This window comes from Massilia sp. CFBP9012, from assembly GCF_034045115.1.
GTDB lineage: Bacteria > Pseudomonadota > Gammaproteobacteria > Burkholderiales > Burkholderiaceae_D > Telluria.
Map to the genome: position 1 here is coordinate 40994 of NZ_JAXCWM010000022.1, position 23454 is coordinate 64447.

Annotated in this window: 9 protein-coding genes; 4 read left to right on the forward strand and 5 right to left on the reverse strand. The window is 68.4% G+C overall.

The window, feature by feature from the left end; translation table 11 throughout:
* Positions 1–68: 68 nt before the first annotated feature.
* On the forward strand, positions 69–677 hold the full coding sequence (locus tag SOM61_RS25555; RefSeq protein WP_320476674.1) for a hypothetical protein: 609 nt from the start codon (positions 69–71) through the stop codon (positions 675–677).
* Between the two features lies 1 nt (position 678).
* Here SOM61_RS25555 and SOM61_RS25560 read toward each other — a convergent pair whose 3' ends face one another.
* The 5 genes from SOM61_RS25560 to SOM61_RS25580 all read right to left on the reverse strand — a co-directional run bounded on the left by SOM61_RS25560 (position 679) and on the right by SOM61_RS25580 (position 6589).
* Positions 679–1848, reverse strand: coding sequence for an HAF repeat-containing protein (locus SOM61_RS25560; RefSeq protein ID WP_320476675.1), 1170 nt, complete (start codon positions 1846–1848; stop codon positions 679–681).
* A gap of 38 nt (positions 1849–1886) precedes the next feature.
* Positions 1887–3053, reverse strand: coding sequence for an HAF repeat-containing protein (locus SOM61_RS25565; protein WP_320476676.1), 1167 nt, complete (start codon positions 3051–3053; stop codon positions 1887–1889).
* Positions 3054–3085: 32 nt separating this feature from the next.
* Positions 3086–4237, reverse strand: coding sequence for an HAF repeat-containing protein (locus SOM61_RS25570; RefSeq protein ID WP_320476677.1), 1152 nt, complete (start codon positions 4235–4237; stop codon positions 3086–3088).
* Positions 4238–4808: 571 nt separating this feature from the next.
* Positions 4809–5831, reverse strand: a complete 1023-nt coding sequence (locus SOM61_RS25575; protein WP_320476683.1) for an ATP-binding protein — start codon at positions 5829–5831, stop codon at positions 4809–4811.
* Between the two features lie 38 nt (positions 5832–5869).
* Positions 5870–6589: a response regulator gene (locus SOM61_RS25580; protein WP_320476678.1), complete on the reverse strand. Its 720-nt coding sequence runs from the start codon at positions 6587–6589 to the stop codon at positions 5870–5872.
* Between the two features lie 78 nt (positions 6590–6667).
* Between SOM61_RS25580 and SOM61_RS25585 the strand changes: the two genes are divergently transcribed.
* The 3 genes from SOM61_RS25585 to SOM61_RS25595 form a co-directional block, all read left to right on the forward strand.
* Positions 6668–9778 carry an efflux RND transporter permease subunit gene (locus SOM61_RS25585; protein ID WP_320476679.1) on the forward strand — a complete coding sequence of 1037 codons (3111 nt, stop codon included), beginning with the start codon at positions 6668–6670 and terminating at the stop codon, positions 9776–9778.
* A 157-nt stretch (positions 9779–9935) separates the two neighbouring features.
* Entirely contained in the window at positions 9936–11618 is a 1683-nt protein-coding gene (locus SOM61_RS25590; protein WP_320476680.1) for a ShlB/FhaC/HecB family hemolysin secretion/activation protein, read from the forward strand.
* 5 nt (positions 11619–11623) lie between these two features.
* On the forward strand, positions 11624–23454 hold an 11831-nt coding region (locus SOM61_RS25595), incomplete at its 3' end, for a two-partner secretion domain-containing protein (RefSeq protein ID WP_320476681.1).

A 23454-nucleotide genomic window follows, 5' to 3' on the forward strand; every position in this document is an offset into this window, starting at 1 on the left:
TGGGTCAGCGTGCCGACCGCGATCATGCATAATGGCTGCCATCGACCACCCGTCCCGAGAAGGCGCGCATGACCGGCAACGCCAGAGCAGAGCAAATCACCGTCAACGACATCGAGGTCGGCATGCGCGTCTACGAAGCGCTGGCGCACCACGCAGGCTCAAGCCAGGGCGCGCCGATCGGCTACAAGGACTTGCTGACCTTCGCGCGCTCGCTGCACCCGAAAGACTTGGTGCTCGGCCGGGCGGTCCCGATCGGCATCGGCATGAAGCTGCGTTTCGTCGACGCCTTCTGCGCCGCTCATGGCTATCCCCGGCTGTCGAGTCTTGCGGTCGACCAGGAGAGCATGCTGCCGGCCAAGGGATACGACGGCGATTGGGACGCCGACCGGCGCGCCGCCGCCGCATTCGACTGGTCGAGCGCCGATGCGCAACTGCCGGCGTTCGCCAGCGCCCAGCGGGCCGCCGTGCCGGCGCGCCTGAAGCCGCGCAAGGAGCGCCCAGCCGACGTGTCCTGGTATGCCTATTTCTGCTCGCACCGCAAGGAGTGCGAGTGGATCGGGCAGGAAGACAAGCACGAGATCATCAACCTGATCATGGCGGGCCTGGATCCGGAAACTGCGTTCGGGCGGGTCAAGGCGGCCAGGGCCGACGCCGCTGGCCCCACCGAAGCGGGTTGAATTACTGGGCCACGGGTTTGGTCACCTCCTTCGCGATGCCTTCGGCTTCTTCCTGCGCCCGCCTGGCGGCCGCCTGCGGCGACAACGGCGCCTCCACCGACGGCTCCTCGTCATGCTCGGCAGGCGGCACAGCATCCGCGTGCGGCTTGATCAGGTCGAGCCGCACCGCATACCGTACCCCATTGCGATAGGCATTGGCCGCGATCTGTCCAGCATCGTTGATGGCGCGCGGGTCGCGGATGTCCCATCCCGAGGCGGGATTGATCAGCGCGTTCAGGCTTTGCATCTTCTTGCCGCGCCAGATGAAGCCGGACAGGTGATCGCTGTCGCCGACGATGTGGCCGCGATTGTTGATGCCGGTGCCTCCGCTCGAGCGCTCCACGGTGGGCGGGCGGCCGTCGATGTCGATCAGGCGCCCGCGGCTGTACAGGAAGGCGACCCGGTTGCGGAAGAAGGTCGGCACCCCGGCATAGCCGGTGGCCTGGCCGCGGTCGTTGATGGACAGTGCGCCGTTGGGCGTCCAGCCAAAGTCGCCCAGGTCGCGCATCTTGCCCTTGGTCCAGATAAAGGAACGCAGCGGCTGGTCGGGGAAGGTCAGCGGACCGGATTCGCCGGCGATCTGGTTCTTGTTGTTGAGGGAAGCGGAGAAGGTGATCGGATTTGTGCCGGGGAAGTCGTTGGGCAGGTCGCCGATATCCGTCAGCGCGCCGTTCGGCGCGCGCAGGAAGCTGCTGATGCCTTCATTGAAGGGCGTATCCGACGCGAAGGCGATGATGTAGCCGGCATTGTTGATGTCGCGCCAGGTGGTGAACCTGCCGCCGATGACGCCGATGTCGCGCAATCTGGCGCAGTCGTAGACGAAGCCGCGCTGCTGGCCGCCAGTGGTGGTCCACTGGCCCAACACCTGGCCCTTGTCGTTGATGGCGACGGCGACGCTGGCCGTGCCTTTCAATGTGCCCAGGTCGACCAGGCCCTTGCCGCGGTTGAGAAAGGCATGATTGACCGTCGGGGAATACGGATAGTAGCCGACCACCACGCCGGCGCTGTTGATGTCGGCGGCCGTGCTGTTGGCCGGCCCCACCACCGTGACCTTGTACTCGGGGTAGGCCGAGGCCGCGCCGGCCAGGGTGAACGACATCAGGACCAGAGACAGGCGATGACGCAAGTACATGACGATCTCCTTGGGTTAGTAATGAGAAGGGGGGGAACTTACTGCGCGACCGGCCGCGCCACCTCGCGTTCCTGGGCCTGCGCCTCGGCCTTGGCCAGTGCCGCCTCCAACGCCGGCGACGCCGGGAAGGCCAGCAGCTCGGCCCGGGCTTCGGGGTCCAGCGCCGGCGCCGCATCGACGTGTGGGCGGATCAGGTCCAGGCGCACCGCGTAGCGCACGCCGTTGCGGCCGGCGACGGCCGCTATCTGGCCGGCGTCATTGATGGCGACCGGGTAGCTGATGTCCCAGCCCGATGCCGGATCGATCAGCGCGTTGAGGCTCTCCATGCGCTTGCCGCGCCAGATGAAACCCGACAGGTGGTCGCTGATGCCGACCACGTGGCCGCGGTTGTTGATCCCGGCGCCGGCGCTGTACCGGTACTCGGTTGCCGGGCGATCGTCGATGCCGACCATGCGCCCGTGGCTGTACAGGAAGGCGACGCTGTCGCGCGGCCCTGCCGGCAGGAAGGCCTGGCCGGTGATCTGGCCGCGGTCGTTGATCGCGAGTCCCATATTGGGCGTCGAACCCAGGTCGCCCAGGTCGCGGATCACGCCGTTCTTCCAGACGAAGGCGCGGTATCCCGGTTCCGGGGTAGTGAAGCGTCCGGAGCGGCCGGTGATCTGGTTGCGGTTGTTGATCGCGGCGGGGACAGTCTCCGGCGCGCCGCTGCCGTCCCATGGAATCGCGCCAAGGTGGGTGAAGGCGCCGTTCGGCGCGCGCAGGTAACCGAGCGTTTCACCGGTGTCCGGATTGCGGCCGGAGGCGGTGATGTAGCCGGCATCGTTGATGTCGCTGTAGCCGGTGACCTTGCCGGAAATCGTGCCGATGTCGCGCGCCTTGCCGCAGGCATAGATGAAGCCGCGCTGGCGCCCGTCGGCGCTGCGCCAGTTGCCGACCACTTCACCGCGATCGTTGATGCCACTGGCCGAACTCCACACGCCTTTCAGGGCGCCCAGGTCGACCAGGCCCTTGCCGCGGTTGAGGAAGGCGCGCCGCCGGTCGCCGCCGACTGGATAGTCGCCGACCACCACGCCGGCGTTGTTGATGCCATAGGCCCAGCTGTTGGCCGGGCCGACCACCGTCACCCGGTATTCGGGGTAGGCCCAGGCACTGCCGGCCACGGTGAACGAGAGCAGGACCAGCGACAGGCGATGATGCAGATACATGACGATCTCCTCGATGGATGAGAATGGCGGCTTCATTGCGCGACCGGTTGCACGATTTCGCGCGCCTGCGCTTGGACCTCGGCCCGCGCCAAAGCCGCCGCTTGCGTCGACGATTGCGCCGTGGCCGCCGCCACCTCGGCCGCCTGGTCGGCATCCAGCGCCGGATCCGCCAGGCCGTGCGGCCGGATCAGGTCGAGCCGGATCGCATACTGCGCGCCGTTGCGGATGGCGGTGGCGGCGATCTGGCCGGCATCGTTGATGGCCTGTGCATCCGTGATGTTCCAGCCGGTTTTGGGATCGACCAGCGCGTTCAGGCCCTGCATCCGCTTGCCGCGCCAGACGAAGCCCTGCAGGTGGTCGCTATAGCCGACGATATGGCCATGGTTGTTGATGCCGAGTCCCTCGCTATACCTCGGCTCGATGGCGGTGCGGTTATCGATGCTCTCCAGGCGTCCATTGCTGTACAGGTAGGCCACGCGGTCGTGCACGCCGCCGGCGAGGACCGCGGCGAAACCCGTGGCCTGGCCACGGTCGTTGATCGCATTGGCGCTGTTGGGCGTCAGCCCGAAGTCGCCCAGGTCGCGCAGCGTGCCCTTGGTCCAGATGACGGCGCGGTACGGCTGCTCCGGGAACGCCAGCGGCCCCGACTTGCCGGAGACCTGGTTGCGGTTGTTCAGCGCGTAGACCTGGGTGATCGGATGCTCGACCGGCAGGTGGCCGATGGCCGTCAAGCGACCGTTGGGCGCGCGCAGGTAGCCGCTCGGGTCGCTGTCGGTGTAACTGGTGGCGATCGTATAACCCGCATTGTTGATGTCGCTGTAGACCGAGCCGCTTCCGATCACGCCGATATCGCGCTGCCTGCCGCAGGAATAGATGAAGCCGCGCAGCTGGCCGCCGGCGCCGACCCAGTTGCCGAGCACCTCGCCCTTGTCGTTGACGGCCACCGCGCCGCTCGACGTGCCCAGCGCGCCCAGTCTGACCAGGCCGTTGCCGCGGTTGATGAAGCCGTGGGTACTGCCGCCGACCGGATAACTGCCGACCACGGCGCCGGCCTGGTTGATGTCGGCGGCGCTGCTGCCGGGCGGCCCGACGATCGTCACCCGATACTCCGGGTAGGCGCAGGCGGCGCCGGCCACGGCGAAGGACAGCAGGAACAGCGCGATGCGATGAGGCGTGTGCCGCATAACAATTCTCCTTGTTAAACAAGGGCTTGCGTCGATTTGGCGGGCCCGTCGATCAACTTACGCCGTCGCAGTACCCTGGATTTGGCGCCGCACAAGCCGGACAGCCGGGCGCCGGCCGCGCATGCCGAATCGATCAGCATGCGCAGCGAAAGGATTGGCGGATGGAATGGGAATGCTTGCCGTTAGCGTGTGCCGACGTCGTTCCCGCGCAGGCGCACTGGTGTCCGGAATGTTTATACGCAAAGTATGCACGTCGTTCCCGCGCAGGCGGGAATCCAAGTGAAGTCACAGAATGTTCATGCTCTAGCGTGGCCCGAACGTTCATCCGAGGTCGATTTTTAGGCAGCTGGCCGGCTGCACTTGGGTTCCCGCCTGCGCGGGAACGACGTGGTTTCTCCTATGAAGAGGCCTTTTGCAAGCGCCCGAAATTATCCCGGACACCAGTGCGCGCAGGCGGGAACCCAAGTCCTTCGCGCCGCCGCTACGTCGAACGCAGCGTCAGCGCGGATAAACTTGGGTTCCCGCCTCGCGGGAAGTCGTTACCTCCAGTGGAGGAAACGACGTGTTTCTGTCAGCCTCTATCCGGCCACGCCAGCGCGAAGCAGGTCCCGCCGCCCACCGGATAACAGCGCGCCTCCCCGCCATGCGCCAGCGCGATCGCCCGCACCACGGCCAACCCCAGCCCGCTGCCCGATCCACCCTGCAGGCGCGCCGCGTCGCCGCGCTGGAAAGCGTCGAACAGCTTCGAGGCGAACGCCGGATCGATCCCGGGCCCGCTGTCCGTCACGCTGAGACGGCATTCGCCGCCGCCCCATGCCAGAGCGATCTCGAGCGACCCAGGCGCCGCATGGCAGCGCGCGTTTTCCAGTAGCGCCAGCAAGGCCTGGCGCATGCGCGCCGGATCGCATTCGACTGCGCCTTCCTGCAGCCGCAGTTCGGGCGCCAGGCCTTTGGCGCGCAGGTCGGGTTCGGTCAGGGCCAGCACGTCGCGGATCCCGGCCGCCAGGTCGCAGCGCTCCACCTGCAGGGTCAGGTGGCCGCTGTCGGCCAGGCCCACCACCCGCAAGTCCTCGATCAGCCGTCCCAGGTTCTCGACCTGGACCAGCAGGTTGCGAAACAGTTTTTCGCTCGGCTCGAACACGCCTTCGGCCAGGCCCTGGATGCGGCCGCGCAGGATCGTGACCGGGGTGCGCAGCTCGTGGGCGATGGCGGCGTTCCAGAACACCTGTTCCTGCGCCATCCGGTCCAGGCGTTCGGCCATCACATTGAAGTCTTCCACCAGCAGCGAAGCCTCGCCCAGCGAGCGGTCGTCGCTCGTCGCGCGCGCCGACAGGTCGCCGTTCGACACCCGGCGCAGGCTGCCCGCGACCGACGTCAATGGCGCCAGGATGCGGCGCGACAGCTTGGCGGCGGCGAACACCGCCAGCACCACCGCGCTCAAGGTCGACAGCACGATCCAGCCCCATTCGGGGCCCGAGGGCATCCAGGCGCCGGCCGGGGCCAGGTGGGCGGGGGCATAGGCGAACATCACGAAGTAAAAGACGTAGGAGCCCACCGTGATCGCCACCACCACGCTCAGCACCAGCAGCGTCATGGTCAGCACGATCTGGCGGCTCAGGCCGTGGACGGGTTTCACGTCTTGCCGCCGAACTTGTAGCCGACGCCGCGGATCCCGCGCGGCACGTCGGCCACGCCCGCCTCTTCGAGCTTGCGGCGCAGCTTGCTGACGTGGCTGTCGACCGTGCGTTCCAGCGTGTCGCCCTCGGGCAGGCAGTGGGTGAGCAGGTCGATGCGGCTGAACACCTGGCGCGGCGAGCGCGCCAGATAGGCCAGCAGCTTGAATTCGGTCAGCGTCAGATTGGGTGCGGTGCGCCCGTTGGCCAGCGTGACCTCGTGCTTGTCCAGGTCGATGACGAGATCGTCGACGCGGATCACGGACGCCCCACTGCCCGCCGCATGGGCCAGCGTGCGGCGCAGCACCGCCTGCGCGCGCGCCACCACCTCGGCCGGGTTGAAGGGCTTGACCACGTAGTCGTCGGCGCCGATGCGCAGGCCGGTCAGCTTGTCGACGTCCTGGTCCATCGCAGTCACCATGATCACCGGCGTGCCGCCGCGGCGACGCATCTCGGACAGCACCATCCAGCCGTCCAGGCCCGGCATCTGCACGTCGAGCAGCACCAGGTCGGGCCGCGCCGTCAGGTGCAGGTCGAGCGCCTGGCGGCCATCCTGCGCGCGCAGCGTGCGAAAGCCGCCGCGCGAGAAATAGGCGGTGAGGATGACCGCGATCTCGTCGTCGTCCTCGGCGATCAGCACCAGGGCCGGTCCAGCGCCCGATTGCGCGGTCATCTCCATCGAATCTCCATACAAGGGCAACCGAATGCCAACGTGCACACCGCACAATCGCCGTTTGCCCGACCCGCTACTCTACCCATGCCCCAGTTTTTCATCAACCGTCCCGTGTTCGCCTGGGTGATCGCCCTGTTCATCGTGCTGCTGGGCGTGATCGCCATTCCGCAGCTCCCGGTGGAACGCTATCCCAACGTGGCCCCGCCCACCGTCAGCATCACGGCCGTCTATCCGGGCGCGACGCCCCAGACCATGAACGACGCCGTAGTCGGCCTGATCGAACGCGAACTCTCCAGCGTCAAGAACCTGCTGTACTTCGAGTCGTCGACCGATACCACCGGCACCGCCCAGATCACCGCCACCTTCCGGCCCGGCGTCGATCCCGACATGGCCCAGGTCGACGTGCAGAACCGCATCAAGGCGGTCGAACCGCGCCTGCCGCAGACGGTGCGCCAGAACGGCCTGATCGTCGAGTCGACGATCTCGAACTTTTTGATGTTCATCGCGCTGACGTCGGACACCGGCGCCTTCGACGAGACCGACCTGGGCGACTACATGGCGCGCAACGTGGTCGAGGAGCTGCGCCGGGTCGAGGGCGTCGGCAAGGTGCAGCTGTTCGGCGCCGAGAAGGCGATGCGGGTCTGGGTCGATCCGGCCAAGCTGGTGGCCTACAACCTTTCGATGACCGACGTGACGGCCGCCATCGCGCGCCAGAATGCGCAGATCGCCCCGGGCCGGGTGGGCGACGCCCCGGCGCCGCCGGGGCAGCAGATCACGGTGCCGCTGACCGCCGAGGGCCAGCTGTCCACGCCGGAACAGTTCCGCGCCATCGTGCTGCGCGCCAATCCGGACGGCTCCACCTTGCTGCTACAGGACGTGGCGCGCATCGAGCTCGGCGCGCAGAGCTATGGCTTCAGCACCCGCGAGAACGGCCACGTCGCCACCGCCGCCGGCGTCCAGATGGCGCCGGGCGCCAATGCGGTGGCCACCGCCGCCGGCGTGCGCGCGCGCCTGGCCGAACTCTCCAAGGCGATGCCGGCCGGGATGAAGGTCAGCGTTCCTTTCGACACCGCGCCGTTCGTGGAGATCTCGATCAAGAAGGTGGTGATGACCCTGCTCGAGGCGATGGTGCTGGTGTTCCTGGTGATGTACCTGTTCCTGCAGAACGTGCGCTATACGCTGATCCCGGCGCTGGTGGCGCCGATCGCGCTGCTGGGCACCTTCACGGTGATGCTGATGGCCGGCTTCTCGGTCAATGTGCTGACCATGTTCGGCATGGTGCTGGCGATCGGCATCATCGTCGACGATGCGATCGTGGTGGTCGAGAACGTCGAGCGCCTGATGGCGACCGAGGGCCTGTCGCCCAAGGAGGCCACGCAGAAGGCGATGCGCGAGATCACTGGCGCGGTGGTCGGCATCACCCTGGTGCTGACCGCCGTGTTCATCCCGATGGCCTTCGCCAGCGGCTCGGTGGGCGTGATCTACCGCCAGTTCTCGCTGTCGATGGCGGTCGCCATCCTGTTCTCGGCCTTCCTGGCGCTGTCGTTTACGCCGGCGCTGTGCGCCACCCTGCTCAAGCCGGTCGAGGGCGGGCATCACGAAAAGAAGGGCTTCTTCGGCTGGTTCAACCGCGGCTTCGAGCGCCTCACGGCGCGCTACTCGTCCACCACTACGGCGCTGGTCAAACGCGCCGGCCGCATGATGCTGGCCTGGCTGGCGATCGGCATCGCGCTGGCCTTCGCCTTCGGCCGGCTGCCGTCGGCCTTCCTGCCCGAGGAAGACCAGGGTTACTTCATGACCTCGTTCCAGCTGCCGGGCGACGCCACCGTCGAACGCACCCTCGAGGTGGTCAAGGCCTATGAAGCGCACGTGGCTTCGCGCCCCGGCCTGGGCGACAACGAAGCCATCCTCGGCTTCGGCTTCTCGGGCTCGGGCCCGAACGCGGCCATGGCCTTCACGATGCTCAAGGACTGGGACCAGCGCGACGGCGCCACCGCCCAGGGCGAGGTGGCGGCGGCGCAGGAAGCGATGAATGCCAGCCGCGAAGGCATGATCATGAGCCTGATGCCGCCGGCCATCGACGGCCTGGGCAACTCGTCCGGCTTCGCGCTGCGTTTGCAGGACCGTAGCAACCAGGGCCAGGCGGCGCTGATGGCGGCCCAGGACAAGCTGCTTGCGCTGGCCGCGCAAAGCCCGCTGGTGGCCGGCGTCTATCCCGAAGGCTTGCCGCCCGGCGTGAGCGTGCGCCTCGACATCGACCGCGCCAAGGCGCAGGTGCTGGGCGTGGCGTTCGCCGACATCAGCGACACCCTGTCGGCCGCCATGGGCTCGGTGTATGTCAACGACTTCCCGAACGCCGGACGCATGCAGCAGGTGATCGTGCAGGCCGAGGCCAGCGCCCGCATGCAGGTCGCCGACGTCCTCGCGCTGAACGTGCGCAACGTGAACGGCGGCATGGTGCCGCTGGCCGAGGTGGTCAAGCCCGTCTGGACCGAGGCGCCGCCGCAGCTGATCCGCTACCTGGGCTATCCGAGCGTGCGCATCGCGGGCGCCGCGGCGCCGGGCGCGTCCAGCGGCGAGGCGATGGACGAGATGGAGCGCCTGGCCGGCCAGCTGGGCCCCGGCTTCGCAGTCGAGTGGACCGGCCAGTCGCTGCAGGAACGCGAAACGGCGGCCCAGGCGCCGCTCTTGATGGCGCTGTCGATGCTGGTCGTGTTCCTGGTGCTGGCCGCGCTGTACGAGAGCTGGTCTATTCCGTTCTCGGTGATGCTTGTGGTTCCGCTGGGCCTGATCGGCGCGGTGGCGGCGGTAATGCTGCGCGGCCTGCCCAACGATGTGTTCTTCAAGGTCGGCATGATCACCGTGATCGGCCTGTCGGCCAAGAATGCGATCCTGATCGTGGAATTCGCCAGGCAGCTGCACGACGAAGGCAAGGGTTTGCTGGAGTCGGCGGTGGAGGCGGCGCGCCTGCGCCTGCGGCCTATCCTCATGACGTCGCTCGCGTTTGCGCTGGGCGTGGTGCCCCTGATGATCGCGTCAGGCGCCAGCGCCGAGACCCAGCACGCGATCGGCACCGGCGTGTTTGGCGGCATGGTGGCGGCCACCGTGCTGGCGGTGTTGTTCGTGCCGGCCTTCTTCGTGTTTGTGGTCGGCCTGCAGGAGCGCATTGCGCGCTGGCGCAAGCGCAAGCCCTGATTCCGGCGAACTCTCTCCAATTGTCACGAGCGCGTGGCTAAAAAGTCACAAAAAACTGACAAGTCCGATAGGTTGTCGTTCATTTGTAATTAGATGTATTTCCTTGTGGCAACTTACTGCATATACTCCCCGCAGTTGAGTTGCCGCATGGAAACAAATGTCAGTCCTTCCGCATTATTTTCGCCCCTGTGCGTCGATCGCCCTGTTCGTCGCCAGCTTCTCCCTTCCAGCGCTTGCACAGGATGTGTCAGCGCTGGCCGAGCAGCAGTTGCAACTCCAGCAGCAGCGCGAGGAAGCCCGGCGCAAGCGGGACGAGGCCCAGCCGGACGTACGCCTGCAAGGTGCGCCGACGGCGCCGGCCGGCTATCCCGCCGCCGAGTCTCCCTGCTTCCTCATTCACACGGTCGAGCTCGAAGGAGAAGGCGCCCAGGATTTCGCGTGGGCGCTGGACGCCGCGCGCCCCGGCCGCGGTCGTTGCCTGGGCAGCGCCGGCATCAACGTCCTGGTCGGGCAAGTCCAGAATGCACTGGTCGCGCGCGGCTATGTGACTACCCGGGTGGTCGCCGCGTCGCAAGACCTGCGGGACGGCCGGTTGCAGCTGACCCTGGTGCGCGGGCGGATCAGGGCGATCCGCTTCGCCGGCGCCGAGCCGGGACACTGGCGCTCCGCGCTGCCGGCCCGCCCGGGCGACCTGCTGAACCTGCGCGCGATCGAGCAGGGCCTGGAGAACCTCAAGCGGGTGCCGGGCGCCGAAGCGGACATCAAGATCGTGCCGGCCGACCTGCCCGGCGAAAGCGACCTGCAAGTCCAGTGGCGGGGCGGCCGCGCCTATCGCCTTGCCGTGTCGCTCGACGACAGCGGCAGCCAGGCCACCGGCACCTACCAGGGCGGGGTCACGCTGTCGGTCGACAATCCGACCGGCTTCCAGGACCTGTTCTATCTCACGCTGAACCATAACCTGCCCGGCGACAGCCCGTCCGGCGATTACGGCACGCGCGGCTATGCGGCACATTACTCGGTGCCATGGCAATACTGGCTGTTCTCGGCCCAGGTCAACGACTATCGCTACCACCAGAGCGTGGCCGGCGCCAACCAGGACTACATCTACAGCGGCAGCAGCCTGAACACCGAGTTGAAAGCGGCGCGCCTGGTGTACCGCGACGCCGTGCGCAAGACCACGCTCTCGGTGCGCGCCTACCAGCGCCGCAGCCACAACTTCATCGACGACACCGAAGTCGAGGTGCAGCGCCGCCGCATGGGCGGCTTCGTGCTCGGCATCGCGCACAAGGAATTCATCGGCCGCGCCACGCTCGACGCCGCGCTGGGCTGGAAGATCGGCACCGGCGCCTTCGGGACCCTGGCGGCGCCGGAAGAGCCCTACGGCGAGGGCACGGCGCGCCCGCGCCTGCTGACCGCTGACCTGGCCCTGCAGTTGCCGCTCACGCGCGACCTGGCCTGGTCGTCCTCCTGGCGCGGCCAGTGGAACCGCACGCCGCTGGTGCCGCAGGACCGCTTCGCCATCGGCGGCCGTTACACCGTGCGCGGCTTCGACGGCGAAACCAGCCTGTCGGCCGAGCGCGGCTGGCTGCTGCGCAACGACCTGGCCTGGACGCTTCCCGGCACCCGCCAGCAGCTGTATGCGGCGATCGACCATGGCCAGGTGTCCGGCCCCGGCGCCGAGCGCCTGCTGGGAACGCGCCTGAGCGGCGCCGCCGTCGGCTGGCGTTTTGCGTGGGGCCGCCTGCAGGGCGAGCTGTTTGCCGGCGCCCCAGTCGACCGTCCCGAAGGCTTTCGCACCGCCAGCGTGACCACCGGCTTCAACCTGAACTACGACTACTGACACCCATGAACAAGCTCCGTTACCGTCTCGTCTTCAACCAGGCCCGCGGCATGCTGATGGCCGTCCAGGAAACCGCGCGCAGCCAGGGCAAGAGCCCGGGCGAGACGTGCGCACCGGCGGGGATGCGCGGCATGGGCGGGCCACCGTTGCTGCGGCGCCTGGCATTGCTGCTGGGGACGGCGTTCGGCGGCGCCTTGTGGTGCGGGGCGGCGTTGGCCCAGATCGTGGCCGACCCGCGCGCACCCGGCCAGCAGCAGGCGACCGTCCTGCGCACGGCCAACGGCGTGCTGCAGGTGAACGTGCAGACCCCGAGCGCAGCCGGCGTGTCGCGCAACGTCTATGCGCAGTTCGACGTGCCGCACGGGGGCGCCATCCTGAACAACGCCCGCACCGACGTCCAGACCCAGCTTGGCGGCTGGGTCCAGGCCAATCCCTGGATGAAGGAGGGCAGCGCGCGGGTCATCCTGAACGAGGTCAATTCGAGCAATCCGAGCCGCCTGCAAGGCTTCGTCGAAGTGGCCGGGCCACGCGCCGAAACCGTGATCGCCAACCCGGCCGGCATCGTGGTCGACGGCGGCGGCTTCATCAACGTCAGCCGCGCCACCCTCAGCACCGGCGCGCCGCAGATGGTGGATGGACGGCTCACCGGCTTCGACGTGCAGCGCGGCGTGATCGCCATCGAAGGGGCCGGCCTGAACGCCAGCCAGACCGACTACACCGCGCTCATCGCGCGCTCGGTCCAGCTCAATGCCGGCCTGTGGGCGCAGCGCCTGGACATCGTCGCCGGCGTCAACCGGGTGGGCCTTGGCGATGAACCGGAGGCGGCTCCCGTCGTGACACCGGCGGGCGCCAGCCACACCGACGCGCCGTCCTATGCGATCGACGTCGCGCGGCTGGGCGGCATGTACGCCAACCATATCTGGCTGGTGGGCACCGAAGCCGGGGTCGGCGTGCGCAATGCCGGCGAGATCGGCGCCGCCGCCGGCGACCTGGTCGTCACCAGCAGCGGCCGCCTGGAAAACCGCGGCACGATGGAGGCGAAAGAACGCCTGGATGCGCAGGCACGGGCGATCGAGAACGAGGGCGGCATGCTCGCCGGCGCTGGCCTGGCGCTGGCGGCGCAGGAGCTGCGCAACGCGGGCGAACTGGCCACCCACGGCCAAGCCCGGATCGTCCTCGAGGGGGCGCTCGACAACCGCATGGGCACGCTCGAGGCGAATCGCATCGAGATCGCCGCCACCACGCTGACGAACCGCGACGGCAGCATCGTCCAGACCGGGGGCATGGCCCTGGGCCTGGAGGCGCAGGCCGTGTCGAACGGCGGCGGCACCCTGGGCCAGGCCGCCGCCGCGCCTGCCACAGTATCGCCGGCAGCGCCGGCGGCGCCAGTCGGTGCGGACACGCCGGTGGATGCTGGAGCGGGAACGCCACCGGCCGCGCCAATCGTGTCAGAAGCGTCAACGCCAACGCCAACGCCAACGCCGGCGCCGGTCGTGGCGGACGGCATGCTGAAGGCCGACCTGCTCGACAACGACGGCGGCCGGATCGAGGCCAGCGGCGGCGTTGGCGTGCGCGCCGGGCAATTCATGAACCTCGGCGGTGAGGCGCACCTGGAGAAGCTGGAGGTGCGCGGTCCACGCTTCGACAATGCCGGCGGCACGCTACAGGTACGTGACGCGCTGCAGGTCGAGACCGGCAGTTTCGGCAACCGCGCGGGCAGCCTGCTGGTGGGCGGCGCGGCCGACGTCGTCACCGGCGGCTTCGACAACGTCGACGGGCTGCTGCAAGCCAGCCGCCTCGCGCTGCAGGCCACCACGCTGGACAATAGCGGCGGCATGCTGCGCCACGTCGGTGCCGCGCCGGCCGCGATCGTGGTCGACGGCGAACTGAAACAGCAGGCCGGCGCGATCCATACGGCATCGGCGCTTAAGTTGCGCGCCGGCAGCATCAGCGGCGCGCGGGGCACGCTGAACGTCAGCGGCGACCTGGACCTGGTCAGCGGCGCCGCCAGCGCGACGCAGGGCGTCTGGCGCATCGGCGGCGACGCCCGCATCGCGACCGGCGACCTGGACGCCAGCGAAGGCATCGTCAGCGCCGAGGGCGCGCTGGCGCTGGCCAGCAAGTCGATCGACAACAGCAACGGGCGCATCGTCGCCGGTACCAAGGCGACGGTGCGGGCCGATGGCGCGATCGACAACTCGCGCGGCCTGATCCAGGCCGACAGCGCGCTCGAGGTCGCGGCCGGCGGGCGGCTGCTGAACCGGGCAGGCACCGTCGAGACCCTCGGCGCGCACGCCACGTTGGCGCTCGAGGCGGCCTCGATCGACAACACCTCCGGCCGGCTGGTCAATACCGGCGACGGGGCGGCCCGGATCGTGGCCGGGGTCATCACCAGCGATGGCCTGATCGGCGGCAATGGCAGCCTCGACATCGAGGCCGGACGGCTGGCCAACGAGGACAAGGGCCGCATCGTGTCCGCCGCCGCCATGGCGCTGGCCGTCGATACCCTGCTGACCAACCGCGGCAGCATCGCCAGCGGCGCGGCGCTGGCGGTGCGCGGCGCGCGCGCCGAGCTCGACAACCAGGGCAGTATCCTGGCGCAGGACGACCTGCTCATCGACAACGGGGCGATCGTCAACCGCGGCACGATCGCGACCGCCAGCGGCGGCGCGGGCGCGCTACTGGTGGACACCGGGCGCCTCGACAACGACGGCGGTGCGCTGCAGGCCGCCGCCAACGCCCGCATCGAGGTGGCCGGCCGCGTCAGCAACGTCGAGGGCGTTATCGACGCGGCGGGCGAGCTGCGACTGAAAGCCGGCGGCAATCTCGACAATACAGGCGGCGACATCATCGGCGGCCAGCGGATCGACGTCGCGGCACGCAATATCGACAACCTGGATGGCAGGATCGTCAGCACCGGCCACGGCGACTCGGTCGTGAAGGCGGCGGGCACGATCGATAACGGGGGCAGCATCGGCGCCCGGGGCGCGCTCACGGTCGACGCGCGCGTGCTCGAGAACCGTGCCGGCGCCGACATCGCCGCGCACGGCGCCCTCGACCTGGGCGTGAGCGAGCGTCTGGTGAACCACGGCGCCATCAGCAGCGGCGGCGCCATGACCTATGACGAGGGCGGCGCGCTGCTGGAAAACCGCGGCACGATCACTGCCGGCGGCGACATGCGCATGCGCGTGGACACCATCGACAACCAGGGCGGCGCGATCCTCACCCTCGATGGCGCCGACATCGCGCTGGCGGCCAATACCCTGGACAACCGCGGCGGACGCGTGATGGCGGGCGATGCGGCGCGCTTCGATATCGCGGGCGAGATGAACAATGACGGCGGCCTGGTCCAGGCGGGCGACGCGCTGCGGGCGCGGGTGGGCGGCAAGTTGAGCAACGCGGCCGGCACCATCGAGGTGCTGGGCGAGCACGGGACCCTGGCGATCGACGCCGGCGCGATCGACAACATCGCCGGACGCATCGTAAACGCCGGCAGCGGCGACAGCAGCGTGCGCGCCGCCGCCACGCTGGACAATACCGGCCTGATCGCCGGCAATGGCAAGCTGGCGGTAGAGGCCCACGACGCGCGCAACAGCCCCGATGGCGTCATCGCCGCGGGCGCCGCGCTCGAACTGACGCTGCATGGCAGCCTGGACAACGCGGGCACGATCAGCAGCCGCGCCACGCTGGACATGGACGCGACGACGGCGTCGGTGAAGAACCGCGGCGTCATCGTCGCCGGCGACGACGCCACCCTGGCAGTCGGACGGCTCGACAACGACGGCGGCCGGATCGTGACCGCGCTCGATTCCGGCGCCAGCCTGGCGCTGCAGGCCGACAGCGTCAGCAACCGTCGCGGCGCCATCATGGCCGAAGACGCGATGGCGGTGCAGGTGACGGAAGGGTTCGACAATACCGGCGGCACGCTGCAGGCAGTCAACCGCATGGACGTGGCCGTCGGCGCCACGCTCTACAACGACGCCGGCCTGATCGAGGCGAGCGGGTCGGCGTCGACCCTGGCGCTGCAGGCCGGCACCGTCGCCAATGGCGGCGGGCGCATCGTCAACGTCGGCGTTGGCGCTGCCACCGTGACCGGCGACGCGATCGTCAACAACGGACTGATCGCCGGCAACGGCACTCTGGATGTGGCGGCCGGCACCCTGCTCAACGAGGCACAGGGAACGATCGCCTCCAGCGGCGCCATGCAGGTCGCCATCGGAACCGCGATGGACAACCGCGGCGCCGTCAATAGCGGCGCCACGCTCGACATCGGCGCCCAGGACGCGGTGGTGCGCAACAGCGGCCTGGTGGTCGCGCGCGGCGCGCTGGCCATGCGCGCCGGAGAGCTGAACAACGACGGCGGCCAACTGGCCACGGCAGGCGGTTCCGGCGCGGCGCTGCGCATCGAGGGCGGCGATATCAGCAACCGCAAGGGCCTGATCCTGTCCGACGCCGATGCGACGATTGCCAGCAGCGGCGCCATCGACAACCGCGAGGGAACGCTGCAGGCAGCCGGCTCGCTCGCGCTCGATGCAGCCGGCAAGATCGACAACGATGCCGGCGTGATCGAGGCGCTGGATCCTGCGGCTACCCTGGCGCTGCGCGCGGGGGAGCTCGATAATGGCAGCGGGCGGCTGGTCAACGTCGGCGCCGGCGCCACCAGCATCGATGCCGGCAGCATCGCGAACCGCGGCCTGGTGGCCGGCAACGGCCAGGTGACGCTGGCCGCCGCCAGCATCGACAACGCCGCGTCCGGCACCATCGCCGCCGGACGCGGGCTCGAGATCGACGCCAGCGCCAGCATCGTCAACGCCGGCCTGGTGAGCAGCCATGACGCGCTGCTGGTGCGCGCCGCGACGGCAAACGTGCGCAACAGCGGCCAGATCGTCAGCGGGGCCGACGCCACGCTCGACACCGGCGCCTTCGAAAACAGCGGCCAACTGGTCACCACCGCGGAAGGCGGCGGCGACATCGCGCTGCGTACGGGCGACGTCGTCAATGCCGGCGGCGCCATCGTGGCGGCCGGCGCCATGCGCATCGACACCGACGGCACGCTCGACAACGGCAAGGGCACGATCCGCGCGGTCCAGGCGCTGCAGGTTGCGGTCAGCGGCAGCCTGCTCAACCACGATGGCGCGATCGAGGCGACCGACGGCGCCACCCTGCTCGACGTGACCGCCCACGCCATCGACAACGGCAACGGACGCCTGGTGAACGCGGGCAGCGACGCCACCCGCATCGAGGCCGCCACGAGCATCGTCAACAGCGGGCTGGTGGCCGGCAACGGCCGGCTGGATTTGCTGGCGCAGACGCTCGACAACCGCGCCGCCGGAACCGTTGCCTCAGGTGGAGCCATGGACCTGCAGGTGACCCGGGTGCTGGACAATGCGGGCAGCCTCAGCAGCGCCGGCACGCTCGACATGGACCAGGCGGCGGCGCGCCTTGCCAACAGCGGCAAGATCGTCGCCGGCGAGCGCATGGCGCTGCATGCGCAGGTGATCGTCAACGACAACGGACAGATCGCCACCGCTGACGGCGCCGACATCGCGCTGGACAGCGTGACGCAGCTGAGCAACCGGGGCGGCCAGATCGTCGCCGCCGGCGACGCCAGCCTGGCGGCCGGCGGCGCCATCGACAACAGCGGCGGACAGGTTCAGACGCCGGGCCGGCTGACGGCGAGCGCCGGCGGCGCGCTGGTCAACACCGGCGGCGCCTTCGAGGCGACCGGCGCGGCCAGCACGCTTGCCATGCAGGCCGGATCGATCGCTAACAGCGGCAGGATCGTCAACAGCGGTTTCGGGCTGACGGACGTGCGCAGCCTGGCGGGCATCGTCAACAGCGGCACGATCGGCGGCAATGGCGCGCTCGACCTGGCCGGCCTGACGCTGGACAACAGCGCGAGCGGCACCATCATCGCGGGCGCCGCCCTCGAACTGGCGATCCGCCAGCGGCTGGACAATGCCGGCGGCACGATCAGCAGCGGCGGCGCCCTGCACTTCAACCAGGCCGGCGCCGCCTTCATCAACAGCGGCCGTATCGGCGCCGGCGGTGCGATCGATATCCGCGCCGCCGAAATCGACAATGGCGGCGAGCTGTATACCGCAAGCGGCTCGGGCGCCGGCATCGCGCTCGCGGCGGGAGACCTGCGCAATACCGGCGGCAAGGTGGCGGCCGACGGCCGGCTCGACGTCGAGGTGCGCGGCGGCGTGGACAACCACGCCGGCACCCTGCACGGCGGGCGCGGCCTGGCGCTGGAGGCGGGCCAGGACATCGCCAACGGCAGCGGCACGATCGAGGCCGCCAGCGGCACGCTCGACGTGCGGGCCGCTGCCATCACCAGCAGCGGCCGCATCGTCAACGGCGGCAGCGGCGACACCCTGGTCAAGGGCAGCGCCAGCATCGTCAACGACGGCACGATCGCCGGCAACGGCGCGCTCACGCTCGACACCCAGAGCCTGCGCAACGGCGCCGGCAGCCAGATCGGCGCCGGCCGCGCGATGCTGCTCGAGGCCAGCCGCGAATTGACCAATGCCGGCAGCGTCAGCAGCGCCGGCACGCTGACCTTCGCGCAGTCGGGGGCCAGCTTCGTCAACAGCGGCCAGGTCGACGCCGGCGGCCATGCGAACTTCAAGGTAAATACCTTCAACAACGATGGCGGCCGCATCTCGACGGTGAAGAACTCCGGCGCCGACGTGGTCGTGACCGCGTCCGGCCTGAGCAACCTTAATGGCGCGATCCTGGCGGACGGCAAGGCCGGCCTGACCCTCGAGGGCGCCCTCGACAACCGTGGCGGCACGCTGCAGGCGGGCAGTGAGCTGAGCGCGACCGCGAAAGGCACGCTGAACAACGACGGCGGCACGATCGAGACGATCGGCGCCAACGCCAGCTTGACGATCGACAGCGCGGCCATCGACAACGGGGGCGGCCGGATCGCCAACCTGGGCACGGGCGAAACCAGACTCACCAGCCAGGCCGGCATCCTGAACAACGGCACGATCGCGGCCATGGGCAACCTGCTGCTGACCGGCCAGGAGTTGCAGAACGGCGCGGCGGGCGTGATTGCCTCCGGCGCCAACACCCTGCTTGCGATCGACCGCCAGTGGACCAACCAGGGCAAGGTCAATAGCGGCGGCACGCTGACCTTCGACCAGGCCGGCGCGACGTTCGTCAACAGCGGCCAGGTGCTTGCCGGCGGCAATGTCGTGATCAATGCCCGGCAGGTGAACAACAATGGCGGCCAGCTCGGCACCGGCAACGGCTCGGGCGCCGACCTGGCGTTGACGACCGAGCAGATGAGCAACGAGGGCGGCCGCATCGCGACCGACCGCGACCTGGTGGTGACGACCGGCGCGATGGCCGGCATGGGGCAGCTGTTCGGCGGCCGCGACCTGGCATTGACGATGGACGGCGACTACGTGCATGGCAGCGGCGAGCAGCAGTTCCAGTCGAACCGCGACCTCAGCCTGACCGTGACCGGCAACATCACCAATACCGCCAACTTCGAGGCGATCGGCACGCTGACGCTGTCGGGCCAGCAGATCACCAACAATGCCGGCGCCACCATTGGCGGCCAGGGCGTGGCGATCAAGGCGAGCGGCGACCTGGATAACGCAGGCGAGATCCAGGGCGACGCCAGGCTCGACATCGAAGCGGCGAACGTGCGCAACACCAATGCGATCATCGGGGGCGAGGTCGGCATCAAGACCGGCAACCTGGACAATACGGGCGGCCAGGCGCTGGTCGGCGCCACGCGCTCGCTCGACCTGGGCGTATCCGGCGCGCTGAACAATACAGGCGGCGCGACACTGTACAGCAGCGGCAGCCTTTCCATCGGCGGCGTCGGCGGCGGCGCCGCAGGCCTGGTCAACAACCATTCATCGACCATCGAGGCGGGCGGCGACCTGGCGATGAACGTCGACACGCTCAAGAACATCCGCGAGAACGTGCGTATCCACCAGGTGGAGACCGTGAACGATACCTTCGCGATGTCGTTGCCGGGGTGGTACTCGCATGGAGACAACCACGACAGCTTCGAGACGGGTGCGGCCAACTACATCCCGCGCGAAGTGTACTTTGTCGACCAGAGCGACATCCTGGAAGAGACGCCTTACGTGACGCCGGACGGCTATACCGTGATCCGGGCGGTCATCAGGACGCATGCCAACGACTCCGTGTTCTATGTGGCGGCCAGCGGCCTGCATACGGCGTATGGAATGCAGGAGCGCCTGTCGAGCTCAAACGGCACGCGGGAAATCTACTACTTCTCCAAGGACGCGATGGCCAACCCGGACCAGGGCGGCGCCAGGAACAATGTCAAGGCCGGTCTGGGCACCGTGACGAAGTGGGAAAACGAGGTGGAATTCTCGAGCGACTACGGCAACTGCAGCAGCCAATGCGTGCGACTGATCACCCAGCCCGATTATTACGACCCTTCCTCGACGCTGCTGCGGGATCAACTGAAAGCGCTGGCGCCGGTGAAGGACAAGCTCGAAGTCAGGCGCGAAGCCCATCATACGGCGGTCGAGGACCAGATCGCCCCTGGATCGGGCCCGCTGTCGCAAATCCTGTCGGGCGGGAATATGCGGCTGACGGTGAACAGCACGCTCGACAACCAGTATGGCGACATCAAGGCGCGCGGCCGGCTCGATATCCTGGGCACGTCGGACATCCGCAACGAAGGCGCGACACTGTATCGCAAGCACACCTTCGATGGCTACTGGTACACGGCAGCCGGCGACAAGGTGGCGTACACGCATCCCAGCCTGTCGGAAGAGATCGGCTCGGCAGCCGGGACCATCAAGGGCGAGCAGGGCGTGAGCATCACCGGCCGCAGCTTCACCAACGTCGACGTCACGGCCGGCACGGCCGGCAATATCCGCGATTCGGTGCAGGTGCTCGGCAGCGGCCAGAGCGGCGCCGGCAGCGCCGGAGCCCAGGCCACGACCGGCCGTGGCGGCGGCGGCGTGGAAGGCGGCGTCAGGGGCGGCGCAAGCCATGCGGGGGTGGATATCAACGGCGCCCAGGCCGCAAGTGGCGGTGTGAGTGGACTGGGGGCGTCCGCGGCCAGCGGCGCCAGCGGCGTGCAGAACGGACTCGCGGCGGGCGGCACAGCCGACGCCAGTGGCGCCGGCCACGATCTGGCCGCGCAAGGCGACGCCGGCGCCAGCGGTGCGCGCAACGATGGGCGGGTCATGTCCGTCAGTGGAAACAACCAGGCCCGGATCGGCGTTGGCGACGTGCGCAGCAGCGGCGGCGCCGGCGCGGTCCAGGGCGCGACCGGCGTGCACGGCGCCGGCGTAGCCGGCGCCCGCCAGGTGGCGGCGGGAGGCCTGTTTATCCAGAACCCGGACGCCTCGGGCGACTACCTGTTCGAAGCCCGCCCGCAGTTCGCCAACCAGGGCCAGTGGACCAGCAGCGACTATCTGCTGAACCAGATTGGCATGGACCCGAACGCGACCCACAAGCGCCTGGGCGACGGTTTCTACGAGCAGCGCCTGGTACGCGAGCAGCTGTCCGAGCTGACCGGCCATTCGTCGTCGGGCGCCAGTGACGACAGCATCTACAAGGAACTCCTGACCAATGGCGCCAGCGCGGCGCACGAATTCGGCCTGCGCCCGGGCATCGGCCTGAGCGCCGACCAGGTCGCGCACCTGACCAGCGACATCGTGTGGATGGTGAGCGAGAACGTCCAGCTGCCGGACGGCAGCGTCGAGACCGTGCTGGTGCCGAAGGTGTATGTGGCGCACGCCGGCAAGGACGCGGTGAAGGCGGGCGGCGCGCTGGTGACCGGGGATGGGGTGTCGATCAACGTCACCGAGAGCATCGCCAACCTGGGCGGGGTGATCGATGGGGGGAGCGGTCGGACGGTGCTGGTGGCGGGGAGGGATATCGTCAATAGCGGCGGCACCATTGCTGGCGGCAGCGTCTCCATCAAGGCTGGCGGTGACGTACGCAACGAGTCCTTGACCGTCAAGGAGAGCTGGGCCACGTCGCAGAACGGCGGCAGCCACACGTCTCTGTCGAACCAGGCCGGCATCGTCGCCACTGGTGACCTGGTCATCGAGGCGGGACGGGATCTGGTCGACTTGGCCGGCAAGATCACTGCTGGCAACGCGTTCGTCACGGCAGGCAACGACATTCGCTTCGACACGATCAAGACCGGCAGCACCTACGAGTCGCAGATCAGCGGCTATACGCAGAACGACAGCAGCATCAAGCACGAGCTTAGCCAGATCGATATTGGCGGCGACCTGGGGATGAAGGCGGGGGGCAGCCTGAACCTGACGGGGACCCAGGTGGCGATCGGGACGAGCGGCAGCGGGACGGGTTGGCTTTCGGCGGGCAAGGACGTGAACATCGCGGCGGTGGCTAACGAGGTCAATACTAGCCAGTACAACGATCCGTCGAGCAAAGTGTACGACAGGCAGGTGCATCAGAACCAGACGGTGATCGGCGCCGGTGTGGCTTCCGCGGGTGACCTCACAGTCAAGGCTGGCACTGGCGGTGCGGGTTCGCTCAATATCGTGGCCAGCGACCTGAAGGCCGGAGATGCGCTGCAGGTGTCGGCGACCGATGATGTAAACCTGGTCTCGGCCCAGGAGCGGCATCTGTCGGACACAGCGATCAACCGCACCTCGAGCAGCATGTTGCGTAACGAGACGACGCAACAGACAGATTACGTTGACCTGAGCAAGTCGGTTGCCGGCAGCCTGTCAGGCAACACGATCGCTGTCAATGCAGGCAACGATATCAATGTGCGCGGCAGCTTTATCGCCGGCACTGGCGATGTCGATCTCGTCGCGGGCGGCGCTGTCAACATCGAGGCCGGCACCAATACCTTGACGGAGAGGCACCATAAGGAGGTCAAGGAAAGCGGTTTCCTGAGTGGGGGAGGCTTTGGCATCAGCTACGGCGAGCGCACCACGACGACCGACCAGTCGCGCGACGCGACGACCCAGAGTTTGGATGCGCGCAGCATCGTCGGCTCGGTCGACGGCAACCTGAATATCAAGGCCGGCGAGGCGATCAAGGTCGGCGGCAGCGACCTGTACGCGGGCCACGATATGACGCTGGAAGGAAAAAGCGTCACGATCGATCCGGGACGCGACAATGTCCACGACAAGTTCGACCAGAGCATGAAGCAGGACGGCTTTACCTTGGCTGTTGGCGGTACCGTGGTCGGCGCGCTGCAGACATTGCAGACGGTGGGAGAGGCGGCATCCGAGTCCAAGGACGGGCGGGTGCAGGCGCTAGCCGCGGCGACAGCGGCACTGGCAGTCAGGAACGCTGCCAGCGACATCGCCCAGAATGGTTTGAACGTTAGTGTGAGCCTCACGGTTGGCCATTCCGAATCGGAGACCAGCAGGACCAGCGACAATCTGACAAACGTGGGCAGCACGCTCAAGGCCGGCAACGACCTCACCATCATTGCCACCGGCGGGGGCGCCGACAGCAATATCAATATCATCGGCAGCGATCTTACTGCCGATGGCAATATCAAGCTCAAGGCCGACAACGAAGTCAACCTCGTCGCGGCCCAGGACCAGGAAAGCCAGCACACCGATACCAGCAGCATGAGTGCGGCAGCCGGCATCGGTGCGTCCTTCGGCAGCAACGGCACCTCGATCGGCTTCACCGCCAGCGCCAGTGTGGGCAAGGGAAAAGAAGACGGCAAGGGCACCACGCAACTGAATTCGCACGTCACTGCCGGCAAGCAGCTCGCCATCGAAAGCGGTGGGGATACCAATATCAAGGGCGCTGTCGCCAGCGGCGAACAGGTGGTCGCGAAAGTCGGCGGCGACCTGAACATCGAAAGCCTGCAGGATACGGCCACCTT